The 21,167-nt window shown below is 61.5% G+C and carries 18 protein-coding genes; 15 read left to right on the plus strand and 3 right to left on the minus strand.

Annotation, left to right across the window (positions count from 1 at the left end; genetic code table 11):
• Positions 1-32: 32 nt before the first annotated feature.
• From FHT69_RS23990 to FHT69_RS24005, 4 genes are all read left to right on the plus strand, one after another.
• Positions 33-1,922: a bifunctional sugar phosphate isomerase/epimerase/4-hydroxyphenylpyruvate dioxygenase family protein gene (locus tag FHT69_RS23990; protein WP_183906063.1), complete on the plus strand. Its 1,890-nt coding sequence runs from the start codon at positions 33-35 to the stop codon at positions 1,920-1,922.
• A 124-nt stretch (positions 1,923-2,046) separates the two neighbouring features.
• Complete coding sequence (locus FHT69_RS23995) at positions 2,047-2,712, plus strand: GntR family transcriptional regulator (protein ID WP_028757405.1); 666 nt, start codon at positions 2,047-2,049, stop codon at positions 2,710-2,712.
• Between the two features lie 34 nt (positions 2,713-2,746).
• A complete protein-coding gene (locus FHT69_RS24000) occupies positions 2,747-3,439 on the plus strand; it encodes a GntR family transcriptional regulator (protein ID WP_373289188.1) in 693 nt (230 codons plus the stop codon).
• Positions 3,440-3,597: 158 nt separating this feature from the next.
• A complete protein-coding gene (locus FHT69_RS24005) occupies positions 3,598-4,878 on the plus strand; it encodes a sensor domain-containing diguanylate cyclase (RefSeq protein ID WP_049810851.1) in 1,281 nt (426 codons plus the stop codon).
• Between the two features lie 27 nt (positions 4,879-4,905).
• Here FHT69_RS24005 and FHT69_RS24010 read toward each other — a convergent pair whose 3' ends face one another.
• The gene (locus tag FHT69_RS24010) at positions 4,906-6,033 is read right to left on the minus strand and encodes an HPP family protein (protein WP_183903830.1); all 1,128 of its coding nucleotides are present in this window, start codon (positions 6,031-6,033) and stop codon (positions 4,906-4,908) included.
• Positions 6,034-6,090: 57 nt separating this feature from the next.
• Positions 6,091-6,996, minus strand: coding sequence for a LysR substrate-binding domain-containing protein (locus tag FHT69_RS24015; protein ID WP_028757401.1), 906 nt, complete (start codon positions 6,994-6,996; stop codon positions 6,091-6,093).
• 259 nt (positions 6,997-7,255) lie between these two features.
• Here FHT69_RS24015 and FHT69_RS24020 point away from each other — a divergent pair, with 259 nt between their 5' ends.
• Entirely contained in the window at positions 7,256-7,567 is a 312-nt protein-coding gene (locus FHT69_RS24020; RefSeq protein WP_028755640.1) for a hypothetical protein, read from the plus strand.
• A 373-nt stretch (positions 7,568-7,940) separates the two neighbouring features.
• On the plus strand, positions 7,941-8,141 hold the full coding sequence (locus FHT69_RS24025) for a hypothetical protein (RefSeq protein ID WP_063473498.1): 201 nt from the start codon (positions 7,941-7,943) through the stop codon (positions 8,139-8,141).
• 143 nt (positions 8,142-8,284) lie between these two features.
• Here the strand turns inward: FHT69_RS24025 and FHT69_RS24030 are convergent, their stop codons facing one another.
• The gene (locus tag FHT69_RS24030) at positions 8,285-9,205 is read right to left on the minus strand and encodes a GNAT family N-acetyltransferase (protein WP_063473497.1); all 921 of its coding nucleotides are present in this window, start codon (positions 9,203-9,205) and stop codon (positions 8,285-8,287) included.
• Between the two features lie 265 nt (positions 9,206-9,470).
• Between FHT69_RS24030 and argE the strand changes: the two genes are divergently transcribed.
• From argE to FHT69_RS24075, 9 genes are all read left to right on the plus strand, one after another.
• Entirely contained in the window at positions 9,471-10,592 is a 1,122-nt protein-coding gene (gene argE / locus FHT69_RS24035) for an acetylornithine deacetylase (protein WP_063473496.1), read from the plus strand.
• Between the two features lie 25 nt (positions 10,593-10,617).
• The gene (locus FHT69_RS24040) at positions 10,618-11,541 is read left to right on the plus strand and encodes a 2-hydroxyacid dehydrogenase (RefSeq protein WP_028755636.1); all 924 of its coding nucleotides are present in this window, start codon (positions 10,618-10,620) and stop codon (positions 11,539-11,541) included.
• A 25-nt stretch (positions 11,542-11,566) separates the two neighbouring features.
• Positions 11,567-11,920, plus strand: coding sequence for a cupin domain-containing protein (locus FHT69_RS24045; RefSeq protein ID WP_028755635.1), 354 nt, complete (start codon positions 11,567-11,569; stop codon positions 11,918-11,920).
• A 130-nt stretch (positions 11,921-12,050) separates the two neighbouring features.
• Positions 12,051-13,514 carry an aldehyde dehydrogenase family protein gene (locus FHT69_RS24050; protein ID WP_028755634.1) on the plus strand — a complete coding sequence of 488 codons (1,464 nt, stop codon included), beginning with the start codon at positions 12,051-12,053 and terminating at the stop codon, positions 13,512-13,514.
• Between the two features lie 9 nt (positions 13,515-13,523).
• A complete protein-coding gene (locus FHT69_RS24055) occupies positions 13,524-14,567 on the plus strand; it encodes a tartrate dehydrogenase (RefSeq protein WP_028755633.1) in 1,044 nt (347 codons plus the stop codon).
• Between the two features lie 15 nt (positions 14,568-14,582).
• Positions 14,583-16,040, plus strand: a complete 1,458-nt coding sequence (locus FHT69_RS24060) for an NAD-dependent succinate-semialdehyde dehydrogenase (RefSeq protein WP_028755632.1) — start codon at positions 14,583-14,585, stop codon at positions 16,038-16,040.
• 224 nt (positions 16,041-16,264) lie between these two features.
• A complete protein-coding gene (locus FHT69_RS24065) occupies positions 16,265-18,220 on the plus strand; it encodes an SARP family transcriptional regulator (protein ID WP_183906064.1) in 1,956 nt (651 codons plus the stop codon).
• A gap of 41 nt (positions 18,221-18,261) precedes the next feature.
• On the plus strand, positions 18,262-19,293 hold the full coding sequence (locus tag FHT69_RS24070) for a phosphatase PAP2 family protein (protein ID WP_028755630.1): 1,032 nt from the start codon (positions 18,262-18,264) through the stop codon (positions 19,291-19,293).
• A 33-nt stretch (positions 19,294-19,326) separates the two neighbouring features.
• Positions 19,327-21,021 carry a S8 family serine peptidase gene (locus FHT69_RS24075; protein WP_183906065.1) on the plus strand — a complete coding sequence of 565 codons (1,695 nt, stop codon included), beginning with the start codon at positions 19,327-19,329 and terminating at the stop codon, positions 21,019-21,021.
• The last annotated feature ends 146 nt before the right edge of the window (positions 21,022-21,167 follow it).

The raw sequence follows: 21,167 nt of genomic DNA on the forward strand, positions 1-21,167 counted from the left end.
GAAACGGCTTTCCAAAAAGGAGGAAGACTGGGATGAAGACTTCGATAGCGACGGTTTCAATCAGCGGCGAGCTGCCCGAAAAATTGGAGGCAATCGCCAAGGCCGGTTTTGGCGGTGTCGAAATCTTCGAGAACGACTTCCTGGCCTTCGATGGCAGTCCTGCCGATGTGGGAAAGATGGTGCGCGATCACGGGCTGGAAATCACCCTGTTCCAACCTTTCCGCGATTTCGAGGGCATGCCGGCCTCCCACCGGCAGAGAACCTTCGACAGGGCGGAGCGCAAGTTCGATGTGATGCAGGAACTCGGCACCGATCTTGTGCTGGTCTGCTCCAACGTCTCGCCGGTCTCCCTCGGCGGCGTCGATCGCGCTGCGGCGGATTTTTACGACCTCGGAGAGCGGGCGGCGAAGCGCGGCCTGAGGATCGGTTACGAAGCGCTCGCCTGGGGCCGCCATGTCAACGACCATCGCGACGCGTGGGAGATCGTCCGGCGGGCCGACCATCCGAATGTCGGCCTGATCCTCGACAGCTTTCACACGCTGTCACGGAAGATCGACATCAATTCGATCCGCTCCATCCCGAAGGACAAGATCTTCATCGTGCAACTCGCCGATGCGCCGTTGATCGACATGGACCTGCTCTACTGGAGCCGGCATTTCCGCAATATGCCGGGCGAAGGCGACCTGCCGGTCACGGCCTTTACCGCCGCCGTCGCCGCGACCGGTTATGACGGCTATTTCTCGCTGGAAATCTTCAACGACCAGTTCCGCGGCGGGCAGGCGCGCTCGATCGCGGCAGACGGCCATCGCTCGCTGATTTATCTCGGCGACCAGGTACGCCGGGCTCCCGGCACGGAAACTCTCAGCGTTGCCTCCATGCCGGACCGGGCGACGGTCAGGGGCGTCGGTTTCGTGGAATTCTCCACCGACGAGGAAGATGCTGCCGATCTCATCGGGATCCTGCGCACGCTCGGCTTCCGCAAGACGGCGGCGCATCGTTCGAAGAAAGTCAGCATTTTCCAGCAGGGCGACATCCGCCTCATCGTCAATACCGAGGAAAAGGGTTTCACCAACGCGTCGTTTGCCGTCCACGGCACCTCGGCCTATGCGATGGCGCTGATCGTGGACGATGCGAAACAGGCTTTCGCGCGGGCCGTGGCGCTTGACGCCGAGCCATTCAGCCAGCCGGTCGCCGCCGGTGAAGTCGAAATCCCGGCGATACGCGGTGTCGGCGGTGGATTGATCTATCTGCTTGATGACCAAAGCGATCTCGGCCGCTTCTCCGAAATCGACTTCATGCCCGTCGAAGACGAGGCTGAAATTGTGCCTGCGCATCTGCTCAGGATCGACCACGTCGCCCAGACCGTGGCCTATGACGAAATGCTGACCTGGCTGCTTTTCTATAGTTCGATCTTCGAGACCCATAAAACGCCGATGGTCGATATTATCGATCCGGCCGGCGTGGTCCGCAGCCAGGTGGTCGAGAACGCATCGGGTTCGCTGCGCATCACCCTGAACGGCGCGGAAAACCGCCGGACACTCGCCGGGCATTTCATCGCGGAAACATTCGGATCGGGCATCCAGCATCTCGCTTTCGATACCAATGATATCTTCGCCACCGCCGAAGCACTTCGCAAAAACGGCTTCCGGCCGCTGCACATCTCGCCGAACTATTATGGTGATGTCGAAGCCCGCTTCGGCCTGGACCCCGAGCTGACCGAGCGGCTGAAGGCGGAAAACATTCTCTACGACCGCGACGAACACGGCGAATATTTCCAGCTCTACAGCGGCACCTATGGCGAGGGCTTCTTCTTCGAGATCGTCGAGCGGCGGAACTATCGCGGTTACGGCGCACCGAACGCCATCTTCCGTATCGCCGCCCTGAAGAAGCTGATGCGGCCGGAAGGATTGCCGAAAATGTAAATAACTCGCGTTACCGCGATCCTATGAGAAAAATTAGTTTCCGCAGGCACTCACGCGCGATTGAATGTGACGAGGATAGCCAATTATATAGGAGGATCGAAAAAATGTCAGAGAAGAATCGAAGTTGCTGAATACAACCAATGAAACCGTCGCGGAAAGCAGCTACCGGCGCATTCGTGCGGATATCATATTCGGCCGCCTGGCGCCGGCGCAGAAGCTGAAACTGGAAAGCCTCAAAGAAACATACGAAACCAGCGTCAGCACCCTGCGGGAAATTCTGAACCGGCTCTCGTCCGAAGGCCTGGTGGTTGCCGAAGGGCAGCGCGGCTTCGAGGTTTCGCCCGTGTCGGCCACCGATCTCAGGGAGATTGCGGCGCTTCGTCTGCTGCTGGAAACCCACGCGCTCGAACAGTCCTTCGAATACGGTGACGTGGAATGGGAAGCCCGCTTGGTTTCTGCTCACTACAAGCTGTCGCGCATGGAGCGGGTGATGGCCACCGGCGATACCGGCCAGGCGGAAGACTGGAAGCGATATGATTGGGAATTCCATCAGGCGCTGATCTCCGCCTGCGGGTCGAAGCTTCTGATGGAAATGCATTCCGTCGTGTTCGACAAATATCTGCGCTATCAGATGGTCGCATTGTCCTATCGCGGCGAAATCGCGGCTAAGGAACACCAGCAGCTTCTGGATGCTGCCTTGAGGCGGGACCAGCAGATGGCGAAGCAGGTCCTGACCGTCCACATCGAGGACGGCGTGGAACATGCACTCGCCCGCAACGCATTGCGGTAGAGACGGCTCGAACCATGAATCGCGGAGAACGGAAGTGAAATCAGGAGAAGCCGTGCTCGAGCGATCGGGCGAAACAGGCGAAACCATCAGTGACGTGGTCTTTCGCCAGGTGAGGCAGGATATCATCGTCGGCATATTGCCGCCCGGCACCAAGATAAAGCTCGAGCAGGCCAAGGAGCGTTATTCGATCAGCGTGTCGTCGCTGCGCGAGATCCTGAGCCGCCTCACGACAGAAAATCTGGTAATCGCCGAAGGGCAACGGGGCTTCGAGGTCAGTCCCGCCTCACGCCAGGAATTGATGGAACTCGCCGATCTGCGCATCGTGCTGGAGACCCATGCGATGGACCTTGCATTTGCGGCCGGCGATCTGGAATGGGAAGGCCGGATCGTCGCCGCGCATCACAAGCTCGCGGCTGCGGAGCGCCGGCTGCTCTCTGGTGATGCCTCGCGCACGATCGATTGGGTGCGCTACGACTGGGAATTTCACCAGGCGATCGTTTCTGCCTGCAATTCGGCGACGTTGATGGCGAGCCTTTCCTCGGTCTTCGACCGCTTCCTTCGCTATCACCTGCTGGCCGAGAGCTTCCGCGGCAAGGCGGTCGTCGACGATCACAAGCTGCTGTTCGAGCTCGCGCTGGGCAGGGATGGCGAAGGTGCAAAGGCTGTTCTAAGGCAGCACGTTCAAAGCGGCGTGGAGCATGTCCTGAAGAGCAGCAAGATTTTCTAAAGCCGCCTACAACCCGGTACCGGCCTTGGAGATGATCAAGAGCGATGTGTGCCACATCGATGCAAACCGATCATTTCGACAACTTTGGGGCGCAAGGAAACACGGTCTGAAGCTTCATTGTTCTTGCCTGCGGGAGATGCTCCACTAAATCCGCTCAGATGGACGTTCAGGAGAACGCAGTTTCGATGAACCCGGCGAGCGCATCCACGCGGACGCCGCTTCAGGTGCGAAGTCCAGCTGTCATGGCGGAGGTCGAGCGCCTTCTGGCGGGCCGCACACGCGACATCCGCCTGGAAGGCGAGCTTCACGGACTTTTTCGGAAACGTTCGTGGTCGCAGGCGGCCAAGATCATTCGCGCCTGGATGATCTGGGTCGCTTTGCTTGATGGCGTGACCTTGGGCCTCAACGCCATCCTGCTTCCACTGCCGATCGTGCTGTCGATGCTCTTGCCCGCCTGCATCCTTCCGCCCGCAGCCCTGGCCACCGCCTTCGTCTGGCGAAAACCGCGCGCATCCTGGCTGCAGGGGCTCTCTCTGATCGCCGGCATGTTCTTCATCCTGCTCTCGGTCGCCCTGGTGGGCGTCAGCGCCGGTGGCGCGTTTTATGAGCGGCATTTGAACATCATGCTGGTCGTGGCGATTACCGCGATGATCATCTTCGCCGTCCCGATGGCCTGGACGGTGATGATCGCAGCATCGGCGCTCGGTCTCTATCTGTTTTTCCAGCTTCATAATCCGGGGCTTGACTTGGGAAGCGCCGTGGCTGCGACGCTGTTTTTTGCAAGTGGTGTCGTTGCAACCGTCGTGGCGCGACGCACGATGACGATCCTGGCCCAGAAGGCCTTCCTTCTCGAACTTCGGGACCGAAGCCGCGTGGCGGAACTGGCCGACGCAAATGCGCGCCTCGAGTTGCTTGCGAGAACCGATCCCCTGACCGGCATCGCCAACCGGCGCTGGATGATGGAGATGCTCAATCGCCTCTGGGGCATCGACGAGCCCTGTCCCGAAGGCGCTTCCTTGCTGATGTGCGACATCGATCAGTTCAAGAACCTGAATGACAGCCTTGGGCACGCCGAGGGTGATCGCTGTCTGGTGAAGGTCGCCGGCATTATTCAGAGCAGCGTGAGGCACGGTCGCGATCACGTGGCCCGTTATGGCGGCGAAGAATTTCTTGTCCTGCTTCCTGGACTGGATGGTGAGGAGGCGGTTGCCGTCGCCGACAATATTCGCAAGCGGGTTGAAGCCGCCTCCCTTCCGAACCCCGCATCCCGCGTCGCTCCCTACGTCACCCTCAGCATCGGAGTGGCCACTCACGCGCCGAACAGTCAGGCAATTTCGGTAGAGGAACTCCAGCGCCAGGCCGATGCGGCGCTTTATCTCGCCAAACAGGCGGGCCGCAATCGGGTGGCGCGGCATAAAGCGGATTTGCCAGGCGCGTAATGCCGGCGCATGACGCCGACGGCTTTCTCAGGCCACAACCGGAACCGGCGCGCTGTCGTTCGGCAGCAATCGCGCCACGGCGCTCAGGAGATCCGTCTGCGATATCAGGCCGAGGATTCGGTAATCGTCATCAACGACGATGACGGCATGTGTGCGCCCGTCGGTCAGCACAGGCAACAGTGAAAGAGCGGCATCCGAAGGTCTCGCCACCGCCGGCCTCGAGATCGCGTGTGCGATCGTCTCGGTACTTCCGGACAATTCCCGCAGGCCGACGGTGCCGATGAGACGGCCCTCCGGGTCCTTCACCGGCAGGGTGCGGATATTATGCTTCAAGAGAAGGTGACGCGCAGCATCCGGTTCCGACGTTTCCCCGATGGCGATCACGTCACGCGACATGATATCGGCACAGCTGATCTTGCCGTTCGAGCGGATGGCCGCCTGCAGCTCGACCTGCTGCAGCAGTCGGCCGAGGTCTGCCCGGTCGATATCGAAGGTTTCGTCGAGCGCTTCGAGAGCCGCATCGACGTCCTCCTCGCGGAACCCTACCCGCGCGGCCGACGGCAGGTCGATCGTCTGATGGGTGTTCTCCGCCTTGAGAACGACGTGCGGATAATTCCGCTTGGAAAGCTTGTGGAACAGCAGGCCAAGGCCGACGAGAATGCAGGAGTTCAAAGCGACGGGCACGAAGGGAAAGAGGAAGCCCCAGCCGGCAACGACAGGACCACCGAGCACGGCGGTCAGGGCCGCGGCTCCTCCCGGAGGGTGAAGGCAGCGCGTGAAGGACATTGCGCCGATCGCAAGCGAAACGCCGACACCGGTCGCGATGATCGGATCACGAATGAAATAGGCGGCCACAATCCCCATCAGCGCTGAAATCGTATTGCCGCCGATGATCGACCATGGCTGCGCCAGCGGGCTTGCCGGCACCGCGAAAAGAAGCACCGCGGACGCCCCCATCGGCGCGACGATCAGTGGCAGATGCGGCCCCTGCCCGAACAGATAGCCGCTGATGACGCCGGTCAGACCAATGGCCAGCAAAGCGCCGAGGCATGCGATCAATCGCTCCCGCAAGGTCGCACCGGCCAGGATCGGTGAGAACAGACGGAAGCGGCGGAAGCGGCTCGGTCCCACCTTCGGGGAAACGGGAAACTGCATGACAAGACCAATTTCGAACGAGGATTATCTGGCGGATGAAGGAAGAGCAGGTGCGAGTTAGTTTGCTGCCAGTCTGATATCTCTGCCCTTTGTCGCGCTGAGCACTTCGTGGAACGCATTGAACGCGCTCGGGCGGTCATTCCTGCGGTAGACGAGCAGCGTCTCGACGGGTCCCAGCTGGTAAGTCTGGGCAGACGTCGGCCAGTGCATCAGATCGAGAACGGATCTCGGCATGACGCCGGCCGTATTGCCGGTCGCAACGCTTGCCAGAATCGCGTGGTAGGAGCCGAGCTCGCTGGTCGGCAGGGCGCTCGATTTGCGCACCCAGTTTTCGGCGATCCGGCGATAGGTGCAGCCGGGCTCCAAAGCGGCGAGCGCCCCGACACGCAGGTCGGCGGCGGATTTGATGGCGGGATGGCCGGACGGCAGTACGATCAACAGGTCCTCGACAAAGACCGGCTCCATCTCCAGGGCCTTGAGTTCGGCATCGAAGCCCGAGTCTTCCTCACGCATCGCCTTCGGCAGGCGGGCAATCAGCGCGCAATCGAGCACATCGGAGAGAACATCGCGGGTCAGATCGCGGGACGCCCCCATCGTCAGATGCAGCGATACATCGGGCCACATCTGGTTGAATTGCGTCAGTGCCGCCGGCAGCCTGCTTGCCGCCGTGCTCTCCATGGTGCCGACCCGCAACGTCCCCGATGGGGCGAGAGGCCGCACAGCCTGGCGCGCTTCCAGCGCCAGCGCCTTGAGCCGGTTGGCATAGGAAAGAAACGTCTCGCCCTCCCGCGTCAGGGTCATCTTCTTGCCATCGCGGCTGAAGAGGGAAACGCCGAGGTCCTCCTCCAATTGCTGGATGCGCGTCGTCACGTTCGACGGCACCCGCCCCACAGCCTTGGCGGCCTTGGTAACGCTGCGGTCGCTGGCGACGGCGAGGAATATGTCGATCGACGAAAGGTCCAATGAAAAGATCTCGTTTTCGGAATTAAGGCTAGAGATAATTCTCTATATAAAAATCATCGACATTGCTCAAGCCGGTTTCGGCACCGGACAAAAAAACGCAAGCCGGCAGGCAGGCGATTGCCGAAAAAAGGGTCGGGTCGCCGCGGAAATAGCCATGCAACCTACGACATTGCCTCTGTCGGACGACGTTTTGAGGGTTTGAGCTTGGCACACGGTTTGCATCCGCAAACCTATCTGCAGATCGATCGGCGACGACCTCATGTTGCATCTTGTCTTGACCTGTCTTCTTCTGAGCGTCGCTTCAGGCTTGAGCATGCGGCGTTTTCTGCTGCCGTATTTCGCCGGCGGCGATCTCGCCGAGAAGTCCGCCCCTGTGACAGTCGTCGCAAGTGCCGTCTTTCTGGCAGCGATCGCTTTCACCGTCTCCGACCAGGATCTTTGGGCAAAATCCGTCATTCTGATGCTCGGCCTTTTACTGGCCGCAATGTTTGACGACGCGAGACCCAAGCTGACGATCGCCCTTTCCGCCGTCAGTCTGGCGGCCTATCTCGGGCTGCGTTCGATCGGCTGAGCATCCAACCATCACCCAAACAGATCAGGGGTCACGGAACACGGCGACTCATCGCCGGTGTCGACGCCCAATCGAGCTTGCATCCATCGACGAAAATCATTCGTCAACGCAGCCACATCCTGCAACCTGAAACATCTCCCGACGGGCGATAAGGAAGACTTCGCGCAATACGGGAAAATGATCTCTATTGAAGAATATTTCCTCACTGTTATTCTCCATCATAGAACATTTTCCGAGGCACGCTGGGATCGCAGGAAGCAGAAATCAGACCTCTCACGATCGGTGTCGATCTCGACTCCAGGAAATCGAGACCAGCGGCTCCCGTGCCGTGAGGATGTTCGAATTGCGTCGGTGAGGAGGCGAGCGGCGATCCATGGACAGCGATCCGGCAGGAAAAATTTGGTCGGAATGGTATGCGTGGCATCCCGTCTTGCCGATCGACGACACGATATTCTGGCTCGAAACCGTCTACCGGAGGCAAGGCCCGGCGGGTCTCTGGCAATATCGTTCGTTCCGGCCGGAATTCGAACGCCGGCAGGCTCTGACCGACATGCCCGTCTGTCCCGGCGCTTAGAGCCTTTCCGGATTAGCTTGCAGCATTCTGTTGGCTCAAACGGAGTCGGATGGTCGACCGGCCGGCGCGCGCCGCAGCCCCCTTAGCCCTGACGAGAACCTGCTCCGGCAGAATGCTGCAAGCTAATCCGGAAAGGCTATAAATCACCCGAGCGCCTGGCTGACGAGCGCATAGGTTTTCGGCGCATGCGCTGCCTGACGCTCCGGATGCGGGAGCCATGGGCCACCGAACGACATGGTCGTGACGATGTCGTAGACCGAAAGACCACAGCGGGAGAGGAAATCGGAAAACGTTCCGCCCTTTTCGCGTGTGTCGAGGCGCAGGAACGCCCCCCTATGCTCGCCTGCGTGCGGACGGATTACGGCGATCGCGTCCGCATCGTTGCCCGCCACGACCGGACCGATGACATGGCCGCGCCCGAACCGCCGGCAAAGCGAGAAGGCCTCGATCCTGCCGGCGCGGCTCAACACGATACCCTTGGAATTAGCCATGAGCCGGGCCAGGAGCAGCTTGCGTTCCGTGCCGAAGGCCACGCAATCCAATTGCGCAATCGCGTCCAGATCTCCAGCCTCGACCGCCCGTATCACGGCGCCGGGCGGCAGCTCCACATCCGGCGGCGATATCGCTTCGCCCTGGCATTGAAAGACAGATGCCTCCCGAATGAAATTCAGGGAACGATAGAGACGTCGCGCGGCACGCGTCGCGTTCAGCCCTAGGTGGCGCCCGGCGACCTGATCCAGCACGTGGCCCATCAGCCATTGCCCGGCACCGTTGGTTTGCAGGCGCGGCGAGGTGATGACCATACCGACCGTGGCAAATTGCGCATCATAGGGAAACCACATCGCGGAGCCGAGAATGCGGCCGATTTCATCGATCGCCACGACGCCCTCGCCGAACTCACGCATGAATTGCCAGTCTTCGGCGCGATGCGGCCACGCGACGGTCATCGAAAGCGCATGCAGTTTGTCGAGATCGACGCTGTCGATCCCGGCAAGACGCATCTCGAAACTGTCGACGATCCTGGATTCGGATGTCAGTTCACTCACCCGGCCCTCCTGCCGCATTTTCTCGCCCAGCCTGCGCTCGGAAACTTCTGTGACCAGACTAGAACAGATCGTTCGATACAATTCACTGGGGAAGCGCGCGCAAACACAACAATCGACCAAATCCCGATGCGCATTCGGCAAATAACGCCTGCGCCTGCCTTTAGAGTCATTGACCAGGCCCGGATCGGCCGCAATCGCCGTTCACCGTGAGGACCCGGAATGTCGCCTCCCGTCAGCCCAGTTACAAGCACCCCAAGAATCCCGCCGCGTTGTGAAGAATCCCATGCAGGCAATTGAAATTCTCGAAAGGCTCGTCGGCTTTCCCTCGGTCGTCGGCACGCCGAACGCCGAGATCGTCGCATGGATCCGGCACTACCTGCAAAGCCACGGCGTTGTTGTCACGGAGCTTCCCGGCCCGGAGGGCGACCGGTCGAACCTCTTCGCCACGATCGGCCCGAAGGAAACGCCGGGTTATATCCTCTCGGGCCATATGGACGTGGTCCCCGCCGCCGAAGGCGGCTGGACCAGCGATCCGTTCCGCCTGCGGGCCGAAGGGGACCGCTTCTACGGTCGCGGCGCCACCGACATGAAGGGCTTCCTGGCCGCCGTGCTCGCCGCTGTCCCGGCGATTGCGGCCATGCCGCTTCGCCGGCCCGTCCACCTTGCCTTTTCCTATGACGAGGAGGCCGGCTGCCGCGGCGCGCCGCATATGATCGCCCGCCTGCCGGAGCTCTGCGCAACTCCGCTTGGAGCGATCATCGGCGAGCCGAGCGGCATGCGGGCAATCCGCGCCCATAAGGGCAAGGCCGCCGCCCGGCTGACGGTCAGAGGCCGGGCAGGCCACTCCTCGCGCCCGGATCAGGGGCTGAATGCGATCCATGCCATCACCAGCGTTTTGGTTTGCGCCAGCGCCGAAGCCGACCGGCTGACCTCCGGGCCGTTCGAAGATGTTTTCGAACCGCCCTACTCCTCCCTTCAGGTCGGCACGCTGAAGGGCGGCCAGGCGGTCAATATCATTCCCGACATTTGCGAGGCCGAGTTCGAAGCGCGGGCCATTTCCGGCGTCGATCCGGCAACGCTGCTAGCGCCGTTGCGAGCATCGGCCGAGACGCTGTCGCAGCGTGGTTTCCAAGTAGAATGGCGCGAACTCAGCGCCTATCCGGCGTTGTCGCTTGCCGCCGACGCGCCGCTTGCGGCGCTGCTTGGCGAACTGACCGGCATCGAGCCGCTCGCCGCCGTCAGCTACGGCACGGAGGCCGGGCTTTTCCAGCGCGCCGGCATCGATGCGATCATCTGCGGACCGGGCGACATCGGTCGCGCCCACAAGCCGGATGAATTCATCCGTGCCGGTGAACTGCTCGCCTGCCAGGCGATGGTCGAGGCGCTCGGCCGCCGCTGCGCCTGAAGCACGAGATCAAGGAGCCGACGCAATGACCTTTCTCTTCAATTCGGACGCGAAGCGCGGCGCCATCTTCGCCGAAGCCTTCGCGCGCGAACTGCCGGACATCGCCTTCTCCATGGATCCCAAGTCGGTCGAAGCCGAGGCCGTGCGCTATCTCATCACCTGGACCCTGCCGGATGATCTCGCGCGCTACCGCAATCTCGAAATCCTCTTTTCGATTGGTGCCGGGATCGACCAGTTCCGCATCGATGCCGTGCCTACGTCGGTGAAGGTGGTGCGCATGGTCGAGGACGGCATAATCAGGATGATGCAGGAATATGTGACGCTTTCCGTACTTGCGCTCCATCGCGACCTGCCGACCTATCTCGACCAGCAGCGGCGCCGGACCTGGCAGGCGGTCGCGCCGGTGCAGGCCTCGAACCGCCGCATCGGCGTGCTCGGGCTTGGCATGCTCGGAACCGCCGTGCTCGAACGCTTGCTACCCTTCGGCTTTCCACTTTCGGGCTGGAGCCGCAGCCCGCGCGAGATCGACGGCATCCGATGCCTGAGCGGTCGGGACGGCCTCGATACTCTGCTTGATACCACCGATATTCTTGTCTGCCTGCTACCGCTGACGGACGAGACGCGCGGCTTCCTGAATGCCGGCCTCTTCGCCAGGATGCCGGCTGGTGCGGCGCTCGTCCATGCCGGTCGCGGCGCACAGCTCGACCATCGGGCACTCGTCGCCGCACTCGATGCCGGGCATCTTTCCGGCGCCGTTATCGACGTCACCGAGCCGGAGCCGCTTCCCGCGGACCACGCCTTCTGGAGCCACCCGAAGATCCTGCTGACTCCGCACATTGCGAGCGTCACCCAAGCTGAAACCGCCGCTGCAGCCGTGATCGGCAACATCAAACGCTATCAGGCGGGCCTCGACCCGATCGGACTGATCGATCGCAGCCGCGGCTACTGAATTCTTAACCCAGGAAAGCAAAATCATGTCCCTTCTCAAGACGATCGACACCAACCCGACCTCCACGCCGCGCGAGTCCGGCCCGCTGCCCGAACGGCTGATCTCCGGTAACCCGGCCTTCAAGACCTGGGCGCAGGACGTCGCTCGCGGCGAGACGGTTCATAGCGGCGTGTGGGAAGCCACCCCCGGCGAGACGCGCTCGATCAAGGGAGAGACGTTCGAGTTCTGCCATATCCTTTCCGGCCTGATCGAGATCACCCCGGAAGGTGGCGAACCGGTGGTCTACAGAGCCGGCGACAGCTTCGTCATGAAGCCCGGCTTCGTCGGCGTCTGGAAGACGATCGAGACGGTGCGCAAAATCTACGTGACCGTGTCGTAATGCCAACGCCGTAGATTTGACTGGCCGCAGCGGCGAAAACGCAATTTTTCGCCGCTGCGGCATCGCCGGTCGATGAATGCTGCTCGCTTTCCCCGGTTAGGCTTGCCTCAGCCCACCCCGAGGACATGCAATGACACTAAGCTTCGATCCGAACACGATTTCCCTGCCCGTCGGGCATTTCATCGGCGGCCGGCTGATTCCGGCCGAAGCCGTGATCGACATGCATCGTCCCTCCGACGGCAAGGCCTATGCGGGCTGCCCGCTGGCTGACGCAGCAGTTGTCGACCACGCTGTCGAAACCGCCAAGAAGGCGTTGAGGACGAGCAATTGGGGCGGCGTGCGGCCGCGCGAGCGCACCGTGGCGTTGCAGCGCTGGGCGGATCTGATCGAGGCGGAGGCAGAGACCCTCGCCAGGCTTGAAGCGCTCTCGTCGACACGGCCCATCGGCCATCTCGTCGCCGGCGACATCGCCGTCACTGCCGAGCAGATCCGTTTCTTTGCCGAATTCGCCGACAAGGAAGGCGGCGACCTCGTTCCGACCGACGATACCAATTTCGGCATGATCATGACCGAACCCTACGGTGTCGTCGGCGCCATCACGCCCTGGAATTTTCCCCTGTCCATGGCGGGCTGGAAGCTCGGCCCGGCGCTGGCGGCGGGCAATGCGGTGGTGTTGAAACCATCGGAGATGACGCCGTTCTCGACACTCTATCTCGCCGAACTTTCGGTGCGGGCCGGTCTGCCGGCCGGTCTCGTCAACATCGTGCTCGGTAACGGCCCGACCACCGGAAATGCGATCACCGGACATCCCGGCATCGCCAAGGTCAGCTTTACCGGCTCGACTGCGGCCGGCTCGGCGATCATGACCAATATCGCTCGCACCGGCGTCAAGCCGATGACGCTCGAACTTGGCGGCAAAAGTCCGCAGTTGGTCTTTGCCGATGCCGATCTCGAGCTCGCTGCGGGCGCAATCGCCGGCAGCATTCTTTCCAACGCCGGTCAGGCCTGCGTCTGCGGTTCCCGCCTGATCGTCGAGGCGAAGGTGGCGGACGCGCTCGCGGCCGCACTTGTCGAGAGGCTGGCGGCCATCCGCCCCGGCCCCACCTGGGATGAAGCGACCGATTATTCGCCCGTCATCTCCGAACGCCAGATCGCCCGCATGGACGGTATCATCCGCGCCGCGATCGACGGCGGGGCCGAGTGCCTCACCGGTGGCCGCCGCCTCGACCGCGAAGGCTATTTCTACGCGCCGACGCTGATGTCTGGCGTGACGGCAACGTCGCCGGCGGTTCTCGAGGAAATCTTCGGACCGGTGCTGACCATGCAGACTTTCGAGGACGAGGAGGAGGCGCTGAGCCTCGCCGACCATCCGGCTTACGGGCTCGCCGCCGGCCTCTTCACCCGGGATCTGTCGCGCGCCATCCGCGTAACGCGCCGCCTGCAGGCCGGCACCGTCTGGGTCAACCGCTACGGCCGCTCGCGCGACCATATCCTGCCGACCGGCGGCTACAAGCAGTCCGGTATCGGCAAGGATCTCGGCCGCGAAGCCTATCTCGCCAACCGCAAGAGCAAGAGTGTGCTCATCAGCCTGTAAGGACCTGCGATGAAGACCTACAAGATCGCCCTTCTGCCCGGAGACGGCATCGGCCGCGACGTGACGGCAGCAGCCTGGGCCGTGCTCGAAAAGGCAGCTCGCCTGAACGAATTTTCTCTGGATGCAACCAGCTATCCCTGGTCCTGCGACTTCTATCTGGAGAACGGCAGCATGATGCCCGCCGACGGCATCGAAACGCTCCGGTCCTTCGATGCCATCCTGCTCGGCGCCGTCGGCTGGCCCCACAAGGTGCCGGATTCCGTCTCGCTGCACGGGCTTCTGCTGCCGATCCGCAAGGCTTTCGTGCAATATGCCAATATCCGCCCGCACCGGCTGCTGCCCGGCGTGCAGGGACCGTTGCGGTCCGACGGTTTCGACATCCTCTGCATTCGTGAAAACACCGAGGGCGAATATTCCGGCGCCGGCGGCCGCGTCCACCAGGGCACCGACAGCGAGGTGGCTGTGGAGACCTCGATCTTCACCCGCAAGGGGGTCGAGCGCATCCTGCGTTTCGGCTTTGAGCAAGCGCGTGCGCGCAGCGGCAAGCTTGCCTCGGTGACCAAGTCCAACGCCCAGAAATATTCGATGGTCTTCTGGGACGAGATCACCCAGCAGCTTTCTGCCGAATATCCCGACGTCGACGTGACCAGCTACCATATCGACGCCATGGCCGCCCGCATGGTCATGTCGCCCGAGAGTCTCGACGTCGTGGTCGCCTCCAACCTGTTCGGCGATATCCTGACCGATCTCGGCGCCGCCATCCAGGGCGGGCTCGGCTTTGCAGCCTCCGCCAATATCAATCCCGATCGCTCGGCGCCATCGATGTTCGAACCGGTCCACGGCTCCGCCCCCGATATCGCCCATCTCGGCATCGCCAATCCGATCGCCGCCATCTGGTCGGGCGCGATGATGCTGGAGCATTTGGGAGAAACGGCTGCCGCCGCAAAGGTGATGGCATCAATCGAGGCGACGACCGCACGCGGCATCGGCGCCATTCCCGGCAAGGACAAGACCGACGCGATCACCGCATCGGTGCTTTCGGCACTTGACTGATCAATGGAGAACAGAATGAACGGATTGAGGGATAGCAGCCTGCTTCGCCAGCAAGGGCTGATCGACGGAGAATGGCGTGGGGCCGCAGCCGGGAATACGATCGAAGTGATCGACCCGGCGACGCAGCATGTGCTGGGCACGGTGCCCGACATGGACGGAGCCGATACGAGGGCGGCAATCGCCGCGGCGGAAAGGGCCTTCGGTCCATGGCGGGCAAAGACCAATGCCGAGCGCGCAGCATTGCTGGAAGCCTGGCACGATCTGATGCTCGACAATATCGAGGATCTGGCGCTGATCCTCACCCGTGAGCAGGGCAAGCCGCTGACGGAGGCGCGCGGCGAAATCCGCTACGGCGCCTCGTTCATCAAATGGTTTTCCGAGGAGGCGCGCCGCATCGGCGGAACGACCATTCCCTCGCCGACGGCGGACCGGCGGATCGTCGTTCTGAAGGAGCCGGTGGGCGTGTCGGCGATCATCACGCCGTGGAATTTTCCGAATGCGATGATCACTCGCAAGGTCGGGCCTGCACTCGCCGCAGGCTGCACCGTCGTCATCAAGCCATCGGACCTGACCCCTTATTCGGCCCTGGCGCTCGGCGTCCTGGCCGAGCGCGCCGGCATCCCGAAGGGCGTGATCAATATCGTCACCGGCCTGCCCACCCGGATCGGCGACGAGTTGATGGCGAACGAGACCGTCCGCAAGATCTCTTTCACCGGCTCGACCCGCGTCGGCTCGCTGCTGATGCGCGGCGCAGCCGACAGCGTCAAGCGGCTCAGCCTCGAACTCGGTGGCAATGCGCCCTTCATCGTCTTCGACGACGCCGATCTCGATCTTGCCGTGGAAGGCGCGATCGCATCGAAATTCCGCAATGGCGGGCAGACTTGCGTCTGCGCCAACCGCCTTCTCGTCCAGTCCGGTGTCTACGAGACCTTTGCCGCCAAGCTTTCCGCACGCGTATCGGCCATGAAGGTCGGGGCCGGCACGGAGGCCGGCACGGATATCGGCCCGATGATCAACAAGGCGGCGATCGAGAAGATCAAGCGTCATGTCGACGATGCGGTGGACAAGGGAGCGAGGATCCTCGCCACCGCAGGTTTCGTGCCTGAAGGCGATCAATATGCCGTGCCGATGGTGCTCGGCGGTGCGACCACCGACATGCAGCTTGCCAGCGAAGAGACCTTCGGACCCGTTGCCCCGCTTTTCCGTTTCGACACTGAGGAAGAGGCGATCGGCATCGCCAACGCCACGCCCTTCGGCCTTGCGGCCTATTTCTACACCGAGAGCCTGAAACGCTCCTGGCGTGTCGCCGAAGCGCTGGAATTCGGGATGCTCGGCCTGAACACCGGGGCGATTTCCACCGAGGTTGCCCCCTTCGGCGGCGTCAAGCAGTCCGGCCTCGGTCGTGAAGGCGCCCAATGCGGCATCGATGAATATCTGGAAATGAAGAGCTTCCACATCGGCGGCCTCGCCTGACCGACAGAACGCAAAGGGCGCCGGGACATGATCCCGGCGCTGGATGATCGGAGCGACGGTCGATCCTCCTGCTGGAGCAACGACGACAAGTCGTTTTGAGCACTCCGCAACCTTTGGCGGATGGCTGCAAATTACGGTGCCTAGACAACATTTCTTTGACGCTGCTTTGACGGCAGGGTGCTACGGCCGATTTGCGAAGTTACGCAGAGGGATTTCAGCCGGTTATGCTTCAATTCGATCATCGTCACAGCATAGATTTACATTTCGCAATCCCGGTTTCCCTTTCCGGTTGCTTGCCAGACGCCGTAGTTGTGGCAGACTGGTCCCCGGATGCTAGGTTTTCCGGCCGCCGAACGAGCGTTTCGGAGGCAACGGGGGCGGGGCCGGTGGATCGCATGAACAAGGAGCACGATCCGTTTCGGATGTTCCTGCTCGGGCCTTTTGCCCTTGTGGACGCCGGGGGGCGCTCGGTTACTCCGAAATCCAAAAAGGCACAGGCTCTTCTGGCGATGCTTGCATTGTCCGCCCGGGGCTCGCGCTCGAGAATCTGGCTTAGGGATAAGTTATGGAGCGATCGCTCCGATGACCAGGCAGCAGCCAGTCTACGCCAGGCGCTTTTGGACATTCACAAGAGTCTGGGGGCGGCACGTGATCTCTTGATTGCGGATAAGAATACGGTTTGGCTGGATACGGACCGACTCGTGCTCGATACCGACTTGGTGGTTCAGACGGAGCGGTCTCCGGATCAAGTCACCGACGAATTGCTCGAAGGTATCGACATCCGCGATCCCGAATTCGAGGACTGGTTGGCGCTGGAACGGCAAAACTGGTATCGCCGTCTCGATGAAGGACAAGTCCACGATGTATTTGAGCCGCGACAGCAGCCGAGCCGCGATGTCGCCAAACATTCCGCGCTGCTGCCGTTAACAGGCGCCCCGGATACGTCGAGAACAGGCAAACCCGTGGATATCGCCAGCAGCGGCCCAAATGGGCGGCGGGTTGGCGGTGAGTGGCAATGGATGATGGCGCTTCTGTCCCCCATCGTGGTGGGTGCCGGAGAGGGCGGACAAATTGCTGCGACACGGTTCCAGAACCTCATTGCAAAAGCCATCATCGATGGGCTGGGATTTGGCGTCACCGACCTCTCCTTCACCTTGCCGAATATTGAAGAGAGCGAACAGCAGATCAGCCTTCCCATATGCCTACAGCTTCGCCTGACGTTTGATGGTGACATGGTGCTGATCGAACTGGTGATGAAGCACCTGATCAACAACCGTATTCATTGGCTGGGCAGTCAGGCAATCAACCGCACGCAGTTCGAGCGGGGCGAATTCGGCATCGCCGCTGCGCTGATCAGCCAGGCCGTCGATCAGTTGGCCTATTTCCAGGAGATGCAGGCAACCGACAGCCGATTGTCGCAAGACGGTCTCCTGATCGACGCCGTCAATGCCATCTTTCGGCTTTCGCGCGGCGACCTGGATAATGCGGAACGGCGCCTGGAAGAACAGATCCAGTATCAGCCGCGATCATCGACTTTTGCCTGGCTGTCCTTCATTCGGACTTTCCAGGTCGGCCAACGTTTCAACGCATTGGATGCTCATCTGATCGAGGAAGCCCAGGCCTATGCACGCAAGGCGCTGGAACTCGATCCGCAGAATTCCGTGTCGCTTGCGCTCGTCGGCCACGTTCATTCGTTCCTGTTCGGCGAATACGACTATGCGGCCAACCTGTTCGAAAAATCGATCCGCCTGAATCCGGCCCTGCCGCTCAGTTGGGACCTCTACGCGATGCTGCACTGCTATGCAGGCCAGCCCGACAAGGCAGTGGCCATGGCGCGTTGGGTACAAGAGCTCGGCGTCTACAGCCCGCATAAATATTACTTCGATACGACCAAATGCATTGCGGCAGCGCTTGCAGGCGATCATGGCGCGGCCATAGCTGCGGGCGAAGAAGCCCTGCGGACACGACCGAACTTCAACAGTCTGCTGCGCTATCTTGCCTCCAGTCATGCCCATTCCAACGATCTCGTCGGCGCGCGGCATTACCTGCAGCGTCTTGAGGCGGTCGAGGGCGGCTTCTCTATCAACGCCTTCCGCGGCAGCGGCTATCCGCTGCTCGACACAGGCGGCGGCCAGATCTTGATCGACGGCCTTCTCAAGGCCGGCGCCAAGCTGCGCTGAACCCCGGACAATTCTTCACATCATCGCGCAAGGAGGCTGCAATGGAAGCGGACACCGCCCACGAATCGCAATCAAGAATCGTCTCATTTCTAAACAATTATAAATTCAGGATTGAACCGGATACGGTCCTTCCATGCGAACCCAGGGACAATGCAGGTGCTGATCCTCTCACCGGTGCGTCGGAAGCTGCACCTGATGCAGCCTCCGAACCTGCGCTTTCCGGCACGGATGAAGATGCATCGTCTCTGGCCGCGCCTATGATGGCGACGATGGCCGCAGCCTCGGTCCTCAACAAGAGCGTGGCGAACAAGTCGGTGCTCAACAAGGCGTCGCTGAACAAAAACAAGAACAAAAACAAGAACAAAAATAAGAATAAAAACAAGTCGACGATGGATGGCGCCAGCCTCGGCGTGTCGCAGCTTATCCCCTCCTTCGAGCTGCGCAGGCTACACCAGCAGCCGTCACGCAACGCCTATAGCGCGGCGCGGCGCTTCACCTGGGAAATGCTGGATATACTTCCGCCGCCCGGCCCGGATTATACCCGCCTCGAAACGACGGTGCTCCTCTCCATGCAACGCCGCGACCGCGAACGCGTGCGGCGCCTGCCCGACATCCAAATCGAGTCGACGATCTCCGTGGGAGAATTCACCCGCGCATTGCATATCGAGGATCTCGGCGGCTTCGAGCAGACGGAGGGCCTTTTCCAGGCGATCCTGACGGCCTGCGAATATGTCGGACTGATCTACAAGAGCCAGTTCAACCGGCTGCGGCCAAACCAGTTTGAGCCCATGCTGCGACCGTTGCTGGCCGTGCCGGTCCACGAGTCCTATCCCAGCAACCATTCGTTCCAGTGCTTTTCGATCGCCTTCGCGTTCTCGACGATCCTGCCGGAACATCCGGCCACCGACGAGCTTGCCCGCATCGCCCAGAACGTTGCCGAAAATCGCGAATGGGCCGGCCTGCACTACCCGAGCGACACACAGGCAGGACGAGATCTCGCCCGACGCTTCGCCCCCTACCTCCACGACGCGTTCGGTCCACTGTTCCAGGCCGTACACGACGAATGGGTCTGAATTCTCCAGTTGCTGCTCAACAGGATTACAACCATGACGGATCAAACACAAATGCCTGAGCCCGCGCCGATCAACTACTACTATCTCTGGCACCTGACTGCTCTTGGCGTAGTCGACGCGGAATACGGATCGGCTCCGCCGGTGCCTCCAGCGCCCGATGCGAGCGCCGCACGCGCGCTGCCCGATCCCCTCATCACTGGCACGGTCTGGGATGCGATCGCTTCCGTCGGCCCGCTGCGACCCGCACGGGTCGCGCTGATCGATGTCGGCGTATCTCCGGATCATCCCAATCTGGCAACCCGGCTTGACCGGGAGGCGTCAATCGATTTGACGACCCATCGTTACGGCGCGCGCGTGCTCGAAATTCTCGATACGACCACGTCCTTTGACCGTGAGGAACGGCATGCCTTCTTCGCGGTGCTCAACATCACTCCGCTCGGCAATATCGGCCTTTCGAATGACGACCGGGACTATCTCAGTGACCTGGTTGCGGAATATGCCGCGTCGGAGGGTGTTCTCCGGCGGCTCTACAATCCGGAATCGCTGTTTGCATCGCATGGTACGTGCTGCGCAGGGCTGATCGTCGGCGAACCCGCCGTTGTTGCAGAAGAAGGCACGCCAAGCCTTCCGCCGGAAGGAGCCTTCTACGGTGATGGTGACGAGCTGCATACGAGCGGCAATCGCAACGTCATCCCCTATTTCGGCGTTGATCCCTTTTCAAGGCTCATCTCGATCAGGACGTCCTTCGAAGACGATGTCAGGCAGTTCATCGCAGCCTTTCTCTATGCCTATCATCAGAAGGTGGACGTGATCGTCATGCCACGCGGTCTGCCTGACCCGAAACGCAGCGTGGTCGATCCAAAGAACGAGCTGAAGGCCGACCTGGAAATATGGAAAAACCAGGATGCCGCCAATCTCTTCGCGCGCATTGCCTTCGCCGACCAGGGTGGGCCTGAACTGGAGCCGAAGGCTGCGCAGATAGGCTCCAATCCCGATCGCCCGTGGCATATCCTCAAACAGCTCATCCTCGCCGTCAGCAAGCACATTCCGATCGTCTGCGCCGCGGGAAACAGTGGCGAGAGCCAGCTGATCTATCCGGCAAGTCTTGCCGCCGATGACAACGGCATCATCGCCGTCGGGGCCGTTACCGTCGAAGGTTTCCGTTCGGGCTACAGCAATTACGGCGAAGGACTGACGGTTGTCTCCCCCTCCGACGACGGTGAGGTCTTCAACCGGCATCAGTTACGCCTCGACCGGCTTTCGCCATTTGCCGCACAGCACGACTACAGTGCCTTTCGAACGCGGGAATACTACTATTCGCACTTCTCGCTGCTGACGACGGACCTGTCGGGGATTTTCGGCTATGATCACGGCTCCGATCCATGGTCGGCGATCGTGCCGTTCGGAACCAATCCGGGCATCGGTGGCGGATACTACACCACCTTCGGGGGCACCTCCGGCGCGTCGGCGCAGGTGGGGGGCCTATGCGCCCTGATTCAGCGGGCCTACAAGAGCCGCCATAGTCCCGGTGACCGCCTCTCGGGACCTCAGGTCAAGTCCATTCTGAAAGCCGCGTCGCGCCTGGACGCCATTGTCGCACCCGGAACGAGGAAACTGACGGCGGATTGCATGAATGCAGAAAGCGAGGACGCTCTCGACGCGGCCTATTTCTTCGGGTCGGGCCTGCCGAATGCGCGGGCGGCGGTACAGGCGGCTCTGGCGATCTGACCGCTGCGGATGCGTTATCCAAAATTCTAAGCCTCCTCGATCGAGGAGGCTCAGACTGCTGACAAACCCCTGGCACCGTCCAGGGGTTTATGATTCACTGGGACATGTTGAAGAAACCTGCCCCCACCCAGACCGCTCTTGAGATG

The organism is Rhizobium sp. BK008 (genome assembly GCF_014197345.1).
Classification (GTDB): domain Bacteria; phylum Pseudomonadota; class Alphaproteobacteria; order Rhizobiales; family Rhizobiaceae; genus Rhizobium; species Rhizobium anhuiense.

Excerpts from the sequence above, each read along its gene's own strand:
- FHT69_RS24065 (WP_183906064.1), top strand. The coding sequence starts at position 16,265 with ATGCTTCAATTCGATCATCGTCACAGCATAGATTTACATTTCGCAATC.
- FHT69_RS24055 (WP_028755633.1), top strand. The coding sequence starts at position 13,524 with ATGAAGACCTACAAGATCGCCCTTCTGCCCGGAGACGGCATCGGCCGC.
- FHT69_RS24070 (WP_028755630.1), top strand. The coding sequence starts at position 18,262 with ATGGAAGCGGACACCGCCCACGAATCGCAATCAAGAATCGTCTCATTT.
- FHT69_RS24045 (WP_028755635.1), top strand. The coding sequence starts at position 11,567 with ATGTCCCTTCTCAAGACGATCGACACCAACCCGACCTCCACGCCGCGC.
- FHT69_RS24040 (WP_028755636.1), top strand. The coding sequence starts at position 10,618 with ATGACCTTTCTCTTCAATTCGGACGCGAAGCGCGGCGCCATCTTCGCC.
- FHT69_RS23990 (WP_183906063.1), top strand. The coding sequence starts at position 33 with ATGAAGACTTCGATAGCGACGGTTTCAATCAGCGGCGAGCTGCCCGAA.
- argE (WP_063473496.1), top strand. The coding sequence starts at position 9,471 with ATGCAGGCAATTGAAATTCTCGAAAGGCTCGTCGGCTTTCCCTCGGTC.
- FHT69_RS24050 (WP_028755634.1), top strand. The coding sequence starts at position 12,051 with ATGACACTAAGCTTCGATCCGAACACGATTTCCCTGCCCGTCGGGCAT.
- FHT69_RS24075 (WP_183906065.1), top strand. The coding sequence starts at position 19,327 with ATGACGGATCAAACACAAATGCCTGAGCCCGCGCCGATCAACTACTAC.
- FHT69_RS24010 (WP_183903830.1), bottom strand. The coding sequence starts at position 6,033 with ATGCAGTTTCCCGTTTCCCCGAAGGTGGGACCGAGCCGCTTCCGCCGC.
- FHT69_RS24005 (WP_049810851.1), top strand. The coding sequence starts at position 3,598 with ATGGACGTTCAGGAGAACGCAGTTTCGATGAACCCGGCGAGCGCATCC.
- FHT69_RS24020 (WP_028755640.1), top strand. The coding sequence starts at position 7,256 with ATGTTGCATCTTGTCTTGACCTGTCTTCTTCTGAGCGTCGCTTCAGGC.
- FHT69_RS24025 (WP_063473498.1), top strand. The coding sequence starts at position 7,941 with ATGGACAGCGATCCGGCAGGAAAAATTTGGTCGGAATGGTATGCGTGG.
- FHT69_RS24060 (WP_028755632.1), top strand. The coding sequence starts at position 14,583 with ATGAACGGATTGAGGGATAGCAGCCTGCTTCGCCAGCAAGGGCTGATC.
- FHT69_RS24030 (WP_063473497.1), bottom strand. The coding sequence starts at position 9,205 with ATGCGGCAGGAGGGCCGGGTGAGTGAACTGACATCCGAATCCAGGATC.